Here is a 10,158-nt window from a genome sequence, read left to right as displayed (position 1 = left end):
CCAGGAGCCTTCCCGTTCGCCGCTGTGTCAACCAGGTGACCGTCGACGTCCTGACCATCCCGGCACTGCCTCCAGCGATCGAGAGGCGCGAGCAGCTCGCCGCCGAGGGCTGGCGTGCCACGGAGTACGGTGACGGACCCAGGCGTATCAGTGCGCCGGCCACTTTTCGTCGTTGGAGGTCCCGGTCTTGAGCGCCCGCTTCGAGGAACTCGCCTGGCGCGAGACGACCATGGGAACCATCATTCTGCGGCGGCGCCTCGAACCTTCTCTCCAGGTCGACGTGTACGAGGTGAAGCTCGATGACGAGTTCCTCATGTCGAGCCTGTTCACGGTGGGGGAGACCGAGCTCGCGCATCTCGGTCTGGGAGAGGTGGCCGATACCGACGTCGACGTCCTCGTCGGCGGGCTCGGGCTCGGTTACACCGCGCACGCCGTGCTGCAAGACCCGCGGGTTCGCTCGTTGCAGGTGGTGGAGGCGCTCGACGAGGTCATCGACTGGCATGCGCGGGCTGCTGCCCGACACCGTCGGCTTGGCGTCGGACCCGCGGACTCGCCTGTTGGGCGGGGACTTCTTCGCCATGGTAGGCAGCGACGTCGGGTTCGATCCGGCCACGCCCGGACGGCGGTTCCACGCCATTCTCGTCGACATCGACCACACGCGACGACATGTCCTGCACCCGAGCCACGCCGCGTTCTACACGCCGGCCGGCATACGCAACCCCACCCGCCACCTCCACCCCGGCGGCGTCTTCGCCCTGTGGTCGGACGACCCGCCCGACGCCGATTTCCGCGCCGTGCTCGCGGACGTCTTCGAGAGCGAGGAGGCGCATGTGATCACGTTTCCCAACCCGCTCACCCGCGGCACCTCAGCCAGCACCGTGTACATCGCCAGCTGACACACATCGCCGACCCGGGCCAATGCGGTCCGAGGAAGCTCAGGACGGCAGGTAAGGGGCTGGCCTTTCCGGTGCCAGCGGGTCGTCGTAGAACGTGTTGAGGGCGTTTGTGGCCGCTGGGAGGACAGCGTCGGGGACGGTATGCAGCAACAGGCCCGGTTCGAGGCCGTTTCTGCGTCTGCGTGCGGCGCCGGCCGAGAGGTCTTGGTGGTAGCCGTGAGCCATGTACATCGGGTCGGCGAGGATGACCGCCTCGGGGTCGAGGATGTCGACGAGACTGGCCGCCACCTCGCCGATGGCTCGGGCGCGTGGCCGTAGGAGTCGCCGCTGCGTCGACGTCGCAGCTGTGGCGAGGAAGTCGACGAGCTGCTCGTCCGAAGCGTCGGGCGGCAACAGGCCGTCCGCCGCGGCGCGGTCGAGGACGGCCTGATCGCTTGCGACGGTCAAGAAGCAGTTCTGCTGGTGGCATTCCGCGCAGCGGCCGCCCCGTTGCGAGACGGCGAGATGGGCGATGTCGCCGGCTGCGGAGTGTACGCCGGCATGGATCTTCCCGTTGATGACGATGGCTGCTCCGATGACGTTGCCCACGAAGAGAAGCAAGAAATCGCGGGACAAGGTCGTGCGGCCGAGCAGGAGTTCGGTCTGGGCCAGCCCTCGCCAGGTGCTCTCCACGAAGACTGGGCCCGGCAGGTCGCGCTGCGTCAGCTCTCTCAGCGGGACGTTCACCCAACCCAGGCCGCCGACGACGCGATCGTCATGCGGGACGGCCAGATCGTCGAACACGGCCGCACCGACCAGATACTCGACCGCCCGCAACACCCGTACACCCAGCTGCTGCGTGACAGCGTCCCTCGCCCCGGTTGGCGTCCAACCCGACTCCGTGACCGGCAGCTGGGCGAGACGGCGTGAGCGTACGACAACGACCTTGGAGACCGACATGCCCGACACCGACCTGTGCTACCTGAGCGCCACCGAGGCCAGCCGGCTCTTCAGGGAACACGAGCTTTCCCCGGTGGAGCTGATGCGGGCGTTGATCGCGCACACCGAGCAGGTCGAGCCGGTCGTCAACGCGTTCACCGAGCGGCTCTTCGACCAGGCGCTGCGGGAGGCGGCTCGGGCCGAGCAACGCTTCCTCGGCAACGGGCCAGCGCCACGGCCGCTCGAGGGGATCCCCGTCGCCACCAAGGAGAAGCACGCGATCGCCGGGCGGTCGCTCACCGAAGGGTCGCTGGCCAACCTGGGCAACGTCGCGGCCGAGAACGTGCCCGTTGTCGACCGGATCCTCGACGCCGGCGGCATCATCCACGCCCGTACCACCACGCCCGAGTTCAGCATCGCCTGTTTCACGCACACCAAGCTCTGGGGCGTCACCCGTAACCCGTGGAACCCGGACTACACCCCGGGCGGATCGTCCGGCGGCTCGGCCGCTTCCCTCGCCGCCGGTACCTCACTGCTCGCCACCGGCTCCGACATCGGTGGCTCCACCCGCATCCCGGCGGCGTTCACCGGCACTGTCGGCTACAAGGCGCCGTATGGCAGGATTCCCGGCGCCACACCGCTGTCCCTCGACCACTACCGCGGGGACGGACCGCTGGCACGTACGGTCGACGACTGCCTGGCCTTCACCAACGTGCTGGCTGGGCCTGACCCGCGCGACCACACCTCGCTGCGGCCCAAACAGGTCCTGCCAGAAGAGTACGAGTCCGTCGCGGGGATGCGGCTCGCGTTGTGCGTAAGGCTCGGCGACTACGAGGTGCACCCGGAGATCGCGGCCAACACACGTGCCGTCGCCGATGCCCTGACCGACGCGGGCGCGCACGTCGACGAGGTCGAGCTGCCCTGGCGACGCGACGACTTCGCCGCCGCCGTCAGCGCCCACTTCGCCACCATCTTCGGCGCGATCGTCACCGAGGTGGTCGCCGAGCACCGCGACAAGATGAACGCCTACACCGTCGCCTTCGCCGACGAGATGGCAGCAGCCCGCAGGCAGCACAGCTACCTCGACGGGCTGCGCGTCGAACACCAGCTGCAGGGCCAGCTTGCCGAAGGGATGGACCCGTTCGACGCATTGCTGTGCCCGACGACCGCCGTGCCAGGCATACCCGCAGGCGACGACGTCACCGATCCCGACGCGATGGTGATGACCGCCCCGTTCAACGTCACCAACCGCTGCCCGGTGCTCAACGTCCCGAGCGGCCACGCCAGCTGTGGACTGCCCACCGGCGTCCAGATCGTCGGCCACACCTACGACGACGCCACGGTCTTCCGCGTCGGCAAGGCCGTCGAAGAGCTGCGTCCCTGGGCTTACCTGGGACAGCCGACATGACCATGCCGCGTACGTGCGATCGCTGCCGCGCTCGGCTAGGGCTTGGGGCGGCGGGTCTGGGACGCCTCGCGGATTACTGCCCAGGCGTCCGCCACGGGGCCTACGTGCGCGAGCTTGTCGGGGTTGAGCACCGCGCGGATCGCCTGGATCTGGCCGTCGAGGACGTCGAGCGCCCAGGTGGCGACGATCTTGCCGTCCGGGTCGCGGAAGATGGCGCCTGGCTGGCCGTTCACCTCGTGCGGTTCGATCACGCCGCCGATCTGGACGAACGGCGCGACGATTGCGGTGAGCACGCTGGCCACCTTCTCGGCGCCGATGATGGGCTTCCATTGCGGGGCCTTGCCGCCGCTGTCGCCCCTCATGTGGGCGTCGGCGGCGAGCAGCTCCCGCAGCCCGTCGACGTCCCCTGCCCTGAAGGCGTCGAAGAATCGCTCGGCGAGCTCCGCGCGCTCCCTCCGATCCGCAACGGCACGAAGGACGACCTCTGGGACGCGTACAAGGACGTCGCGCGGCCGTACATCAGGCGGCGCGACAGGTACGAGGTGACCGAGCGGGTGAACTACACCGGTGACGTCGTCGCGCCGCTGAACGAGGCGGAGGCCAGGGAGGTCGCGCGGGTGCTGCGCCGCAAGGGTGTGCAGACCGTCGCGGTGTGCTTCGTCAACTCGTACGCCAACGGCGAGCACGAGCGCAGGATGCGGGAGATCCTCGAGGAGGAGCTGCCTGGTGTGCTCGTCTCCGCGTCGAGCGAGGTGCTGCCGGAGATCTTCGAACACGACAGGTTCTCCACCACCGTCGCGAACACCCTGCTCGCGCCGCTTGTCGGCGGCTACGTGAGCCGGCTGGAGCAGGAGCTGCAGGCCTGCGGCTACGACGGCGACCTGTTGCTGCTGCACTCCGGCGGCGGCTCGATGACGCCGCGGCTGGTGGAGCGCTACCCGGTGCGGCTCGCGGCGTCGGGCATCGCCGCCGGCGCGATCGCCGTACGCGACCTCGCGCAGCGCTGCGGCTACGGCAACGCGATCGGCCTCGACATGGGCGGTACGAGCACCGACATCTCGCTGGTCTACAACAACGAGATCAGGGTCACGAAGGAGTGGCACGTCGAGTACGGCTTCCCGATCTGCTTCCCGAGCATCGAGGTGCTGACCATCGGCGCAGGCGGCGGGTCGCTCGCGTGGATCGACGAGGCGGGCTCGCTGCGCAACGGCCCGGAGTCCGCGGGCGCCGAACCGGGGCCGGCCTGCTACCAGCTCGGCGGCAAGGAACCGACGAACACCGACGCCAGCCTCGTACTGAACCGCCTGGGTACGGAGCTGGTCGGCGGTGCCATGACGCTCGACCGGTCGGCCGCGGAGCAGGCCATCACTGACCGAGTCGCCAAGCCGCTCAACCTCGACCTGGACACCGCGGCGAGCGACGTCCTGCAGGTTGCGAACGCGAACATGGCCGACGCCGTGCGGCTCATCTCCATCCGCCGTGGCTACGACCCGCGCGACTTCGCGCTCGTGGTGTTCGGTGGCGCCGGCGGGCTGCACGGCGCGGCGCTCGCGAAGGAGCTGTCCATCCCGCTCGTGGTGGTGCCGCCGCACCCGGGCATCACGTCGGCGCAGGGCTGTCTGCTCGTCGACATCAGGCACGACCTCTCGGTGATGTTCCAGGCCGAGTCGGCAAACGCGGACACCGGCCTGCTGCAGAGCGAGTTCGCCAAGCTGGAGGCTGAGGCGACCGACCGGTTGCGCCGCGAGGGCGTGTCGGACGCCGGCATGGTGCTGCAGCGTTCGATCAGCATGCGCTACGCGGGGCAGTGGCGGTCGCTGAACATCCCCATCGCCGCGGAGCCTGGCGCGTTGCCGGACGCCGTGGCTCGCTTCCACGAGGAGCACGAGCGCGAGTACTCGTTCCGCCGTGACGACACGCCCGTGGAGCTGTACCAGCTGTCGCTGCGCGCCATCGGCGCCACCCCGAAGCCCGAGTTCCCACGCTACGACGTGGTGGAGCAGGACCCGCCGGAACCGATCGGCCACCGGCAGACGTACTTCGACGAGATGGGCGGCCGTGTCGACACTCCCGTGTACGACCGCACCACCCTCGCCGCCGGCACCCGCATCGTCGGGCCCGCCGTCGTCGAGCAGCTGGACTCCACCACCGTCGTGCCGCCGGGCGTGCCCGCGGTGATCGACGAGTGGCTGAACATCCGCATCCACGTCACGGAAGGCGGCCGATGACCACCACACCGACCAGGGACCGCACGCTCGACCCGGTGACGTTCGAGGTGCTCAAGAACGCGTTCGCTACGGCCGTCGACCTGATGTCCGAGCAGATCCTGCGCACCTGCTACTCGTTCGTCATCTACGCGCGGGACTTCTCCTCTGCGCTGTGCGACGCCAAAGGCAACACGGTGATGCAGGGCAGCCAGGACATCGCCGTGCACGTGGGCACGCTGCACTTCCAGTGCAAGGCGGTGATCGAGGAGTTCGGCGACGACATCAACCCTGGCGACGTGTTCGCGGTGAACTGCCCGTACATGGGCGGCACGCACCTGAACGACGTCAGCTTCATCCGGCCGATCTTCGCCGACGGCGAGCTGATCGCGTTCGCACAGAACAAGGGCCACTGGGCGGACATCGGCGGCAACGTGCCCGGTCGTTCGACGTGAACGCCACCGCGCACTTCAGCGAGGGTCTGCGTATCACGCCGGTTCGCATCTGGAAGGACGGCGGCCTGCTCGTCGACGTCGCGAAGCTGCTCGTCGCCAACACCCGCTCGCCGGACGTCAGCATGGGCGACCTGCACGCGCAGGCGGAGGCGACGAGCGTCTGCGAGCGCGAGGTGCTGCGGCTGGTCGACAGGTACGGCAAGGCGAACGTCCTCGAGGCGATGCAGGAGGTGCAGGACTACGTCGAGCGCATCGTCAGGCAGCGCGTCGAGGCGTTGCCCGACGGCACCTGGAGCACCGTCGACTACGTCGACTTCGACCCCGCGCACGGCGAGGGCCTGGTGCCGGTGCAGGTCACCATGACCATCGAGGGCGACCAGGTGAGCTACGACCTGAGCGGTTGCGCGCCCGCGGTGGCGAGCTTCCTCAACGCCGGCTACGGCACTGCGTTCTCCGGCATCGTGGCGGGCACGAAGACGTTCTTCCCCGACGTGCCGCTCAACTCGGGCTTCTACGAGGCGATCAGGACCGACCTCGGCCCGGAGGGCACGGTCGTGAACGCGGGCTGGCCGCACGCCGTAACCGGCTTCTGCTCAGGGCCGTACGAGAAGATCATGAACGCGATCTTCGAGCTGTGGACGGGCATCATGCCGGAACGGGCGATCGCGTGTTCGTTCAACCTGGAGTACCTGCTGATCGGCGGGTACGACGCGCGCATCGAGAAGCGGCCGTACTTCATGTGGTACGACTGGATGGCCGGCGGCTGGGGCGGCAGGAGCAGCAAGGACGGCTCGAACGCCACGTCCCCGGTCTTCGGTGTCGGGCTCGCGGTACAGCCGCTCGAGGGCCAGGAACGACTCACGCCCGTGCTGACCAGCACGCACCAGCTGATCCCGGACTCCGGCGGTCCTGGCAGGAACCGCGGCGGCGCCGGCGTCTACAAGGGCGGCACGCTCACCGACTGCGACAAGACCGTGATGTCGTACTGCTGCGACCGTTCGCGCTCGATCACGTGGGGCATCGAGGGTGGGCTGCCGTCGATCCCGCACGGCGTCTGGCTGAACAAGGACACCCCGGAGGAACGCTTCCTCGGCTCGGTGTTCGCCGGCGTCGTGGTCGAGTCCGGCGACAGCTTCGTCCGCCCGTCCGCCGGTGGCGGCGGCTACGGCGACCCGCTCGAGCGCGACCCCGAGGAGGTGCTCGAGGACGTCATCGACGGCTACGTCAGCATCAAGCGCGCCGAGCTCGACTACGGCGTGGTCGTGAAGGCGATCGACGAGGAGCTGGACCAGTACGAGATCGACTGGGACGCGACCGAACGGTCGCGTGCGCACATCCGTGAGCACCGGCTGGGTTGGTTGGCCGAGGATCCCGTGGAGATCGCCCGCAAGTACCGCGAGCACGAGCTCGACATGTTCGACCTGATCCGCCGCCATGGCGTGATCGTGGACTGGGGTACGGGCGAGCTGTTCCCGAAGACCACGGAGCGCTTCCGCGAGCTGGTGCACCGCCGCTCGGCCAGTCACTGGAGCTAGCTCCGGCGTTAGCCTGCCAGAGTACGGTCGGCAGGCGCCGGAGGTGGGGGCGTGCGTGCGCTGTTGTGGTGCGGTGTCGTAGGCCCGGTGGTGTTCGTCGCCGGCTTCCTCGTGCTCGGGGCGACGCGGCGCGACTACAGCCCGGTCCGGCACTCGGTGAGCTCGCTGCAGCTGGGTGAGTGGGGGTGGCTGCAGACGGCCAACTTCGTGCTGGCCGGGCTGTTGACGGTGGCGTTCGCCGTCGGGTTGCGGTTCGCACTACGACGGTACGGCGCCGGTATCTGGGCGCCGCTGATCGTCGGGCTGGTCGGAGTCGGTCTCGTCGGGGCAGGGGTGTTCGCCACCGACCCGATCAGCGGCTACCCGCCTGGGACGCCGCTCGATCCGCCGCCGACCCTGGAGGGGACGCTGCACAACGCGTTCTCGACGCCGGTGTTCCTCGGCCTGCCGATCGCGTGTTGCATCGTCGCGTACCGGTTCGGGAAGCACGGCCACCGTCGCTGGGTCTGCTACTCGCTCGCGACGGCCGTCGTGTTCCTGCTCGGGTTCATCGCCGCCTGCCTCGCGTTCGCCCAGCAGCCGATCTTCGCGCCGTACGGCGGCCTGTTCCAACGCGCCACCATCATGATCGGCCTCGCGTGGGTCTTCGCCCTGGCTGTCGCAACTAGTCGAACGGGTGGGCGAGGAAGGCGTCGCGGGCGGCGGAGGTGGTGTGCTGGGGCCACAGGGCGTGCAGGGGCACGGTGACCGGAGGGTCGAGGTCGAGGACGCGCACGGCGCCGCCCGCGGCGGGGCCTGCGGTGTCGGTGACGAAGGCGACCTGGTCGGTACCGGTGACGGCGGTGACCGGTGGGGTGCCCTGGATCGGGTGACGGCGGATGCGCGGTTCGAACCCCGCCTCGCGGCAGTGGTGGACGAGGAGGTCGGTGTAGCCGGACCGGCCGGGGTGGCCCAGCCGACGATGGTCTCGTCGCTGAGGTCCGTGAGGTGCACGAGGTCGCGGTCGGCGAGGTGGTGGTCCGCGGTTACCGCGACGCGTAACCGGTGGTGCGTCACGGTGCTGCGGGCGAGGCCGTGTGCAGCAGGCATACCGCGGAACAGGCCGATGTCGAGGTCGCCGGCGAGCAGCTGGTCGGTGAGCTCCTTCGGATATCGCTGGTTGACCTCGGTGGCGAGGTCGGGCTGGGTGCGGTGCACCTGGTGCAGCAGCGCGGTGACCTCCGCGCCGGTCACCGCGGGGGTGTGGCCGATCCGCAGCGTCTCGGTCTCGCCGCGGCCGATGCGGCGGGCGCGCTGCACGGCCGACCGGGCGACGCCGTGCAGGACGCGGGCGTCCGCGACCAGGGCGTGCCCGGCCGGCAGCACGGTGAGCGTGTTGCCGCCACGGTCGAGTAGCTCGACGCCGACCTCGCGTTCCAGCGCCCGGATGGACGTGGACAGGGCCTGCTGGGTCAGGTGCAGCCGGGCCGCGGCGCGGGTGAAGCTACCCTCCTCGGCCACCGCGACGAGGTGCTCCAGCTTGTGCAGGTCCAGCTACATGTCAGGTCGCGCCACCTGCCTGGCGACGGGCGCTCACGACGAGGTTCGCGGCGAGCGTGCCGGCGACGGCGAGGGCCATGCCCACGACGGCGCCGCCGATGCCGAGGACCGGGGCGCCCAACGCCAGCACCAGCACGAGCGCCGCACCGGTCACCACCAGGAGGACGTCACAGCCGGCAACGGTGTGGGTGAGACGGTGCAGCCAGGCCACCGCGAGCAACACCACCACGACGGGGACGGCGATTGTCAGGGCGGCCTGCTGCACGGTGAGGTGCGCGTGGTGCTCGATGGTGTCGAGCGCCACCTCGATGCCCGCACCGAGCGCGGCGATGGCGGCGAACACCACGTAGTGTCCGTACCCCCACGTCAGCGCCCGGCGCAGCGTGTGTAGCTCGGCCCCGGCGCCGGTGAAGTAGATCCACCACAGGCCGAACACCAACGCCAGCCCGCCGGCCGCGACGAGCACCACAGACACGGACAGGCCGTTCGCCATGGCGGTGTGCACTGCGTTCAGCGTCGCGAGTATGACTTCGCCGCAGACGATGATGGTGAACAGGCCGTAGCGTTCGGCGATGTGCTTGGGGTGCCAGCTCGTCATCTGCCCCCGGTACTCGGCCCAGGCCGGCACCGCGAGCTCGGCCACCACGAGCGCGGCGAACGTGATGCCGGCCCACACGCCAGGCGCCCACAACCGCGCGATCCAGCCGACCTGCGCCACGGCGATGCCACCCGCGTACCACAACGCCGTGGTGCGCCCGTTCGGATGCTCGGCCGCTGCACGCAGCCACTGTGCGACCAGCCCGATCCGCATCAGCACGTACCCGATCACCACGACGGTGAAGTCGTAGTGCTCGAACGCCGCGGGCACCCCGGCGGCCAGCACCAGCACCCCGCCCATCTGCAGCAGGGTCAGCAGCCGGTACGGCACGTCGTCGGTGTCGTAGGCGGACGCGAACCAGGTGAAGTTCATCCAGGCCCACCAGATGGCGAAGAACACGGCCGCATAGCCGACCAGGCCGGCTCCGACGTGGCCCTCGGTCAGGGCGTGGTGCAGCTCCACGGCCGCCTGCGCTACCGCCACCACGAAACACAGGTCGAACAACAGCTCGAGCGGAGTCGCCGGCCGATGCTGCTCGGCGGGATCGCGTCCACGCATCAGGCGTCGCAACATGCTCGTCCCGGCCCGCAGGTCGTCGCTCAACT

At 69.6% G+C, this 10,158-nt stretch carries 5 protein-coding genes and 4 pseudogenes; 5 read left to right on the top strand and 4 right to left on the bottom strand.

The genetic code is table 11. The features are described from left to right. The first annotated feature begins 187 nt into the window (after positions 1 to 187). Positions 188 to 896 (top strand): annotated as a pseudogene (locus GEV07_04520) (spermidine synthase). Positions 897 to 935: 39 nt separating this feature from the next. On the opposite strand, the gene GEV07_04515 reads toward GEV07_04520, so the two are convergent. Next, positions 936 to 1,835 carry an ROK family protein gene (locus GEV07_04515; protein MQA02004.1) on the bottom strand — a complete coding sequence of 300 codons (900 nt, stop codon included), beginning with the start codon at positions 1,833 to 1,835 and terminating at the stop codon, positions 936 to 938. On the opposite strand from GEV07_04515, the gene GEV07_04510 reads away from it, so the two are divergent. Beyond that, positions 1,834 to 3,222: an amidase gene (locus GEV07_04510; GenBank protein MQA02003.1), complete on the top strand. Its 1,389-nt coding sequence runs from the start codon at positions 1,834 to 1,836 to the stop codon at positions 3,220 to 3,222. The two genes, GEV07_04515 and GEV07_04510, sit on opposite strands and share 2 nt — an antisense overlap. Before the next feature lie 35 nt (positions 3,223 to 3,257). On the opposite strand, the gene GEV07_04505 is transcribed toward GEV07_04510, so the two are convergent. Then, positions 3,258 to 3,584: a hypothetical protein gene (locus tag GEV07_04505; GenBank protein MQA02002.1), complete on the bottom strand. Its 327-nt coding sequence runs from the start codon at positions 3,582 to 3,584 to the stop codon at positions 3,258 to 3,260. Between the two features lie 96 nt (positions 3,585 to 3,680). Between GEV07_04505 and GEV07_04500 the strand changes: the two are divergent. The 3 genes and pseudogenes from GEV07_04500 to GEV07_04490 all read left to right on the top strand — a co-directional run bounded on the left by GEV07_04500 (position 3,681) and on the right by GEV07_04490 (position 8,163). Beyond that, positions 3,681 to 5,450 (top strand): annotated as a pseudogene (locus GEV07_04500) (hydantoinase/oxoprolinase family protein). Then, a pseudogene (locus tag GEV07_04495) lies at positions 5,447 to 7,416 on the top strand (hydantoinase B/oxoprolinase family protein). Before GEV07_04500 ends, GEV07_04495 begins: the two co-directional pseudogenes overlap by 4 nt. Positions 7,417 to 7,467: 51 nt before the next feature. Further along, a complete protein-coding gene (locus GEV07_04490; GenBank protein ID MQA02001.1) occupies positions 7,468 to 8,163 on the top strand; it encodes a DUF998 domain-containing protein in 696 nt (231 codons plus the stop codon). Here GEV07_04490 and GEV07_04485 read toward each other — a convergent pair. Continuing rightward, a pseudogene (locus GEV07_04485) lies at positions 8,081 to 8,955 on the bottom strand (LysR family transcriptional regulator). The gene GEV07_04490 and the pseudogene GEV07_04485 sit on opposite strands and share 83 nt — an antisense overlap. Position 8,956: 1 nt before the next feature. Further along, complete coding sequence (locus GEV07_04480) at positions 8,957 to 10,111, bottom strand: low temperature requirement protein A (protein ID MQA02000.1); 1,155 nt, start codon at positions 10,109 to 10,111, stop codon at positions 8,957 to 8,959. Between the last annotated feature and the right edge of the window lie 47 nt (positions 10,112 to 10,158).

This window comes from Streptosporangiales bacterium (genome assembly GCA_009379825.1).
GTDB lineage: Bacteria > Actinomycetota > Actinomycetes > Streptosporangiales > WHST01 > WHST01.
The sequence above is the reverse complement of the archived record's forward strand: the minus strand, read 5'-3'. Positions and strand labels throughout refer to the sequence as shown.

Excerpts from the sequence above, each read along its gene's own strand:
- GEV07_04510 (MQA02003.1), top strand. The coding sequence starts at position 1,834 with ATGCCCGACACCGACCTGTGCTACCTGAGCGCCACCGAGGCCAGCCGG.
- GEV07_04515 (MQA02004.1), bottom strand. The coding sequence starts at position 1,835 with ATGTCGGTCTCCAAGGTCGTTGTCGTACGCTCACGCCGTCTCGCCCAG.
- GEV07_04505 (MQA02002.1), bottom strand. The coding sequence starts at position 3,584 with ATGAGGGGCGACAGCGGCGGCAAGGCCCCGCAATGGAAGCCCATCATC.
- GEV07_04480 (MQA02000.1), bottom strand. The coding sequence starts at position 10,111 with ATGCGTGGACGCGATCCCGCCGAGCAGCATCGGCCGGCGACTCCGCTC.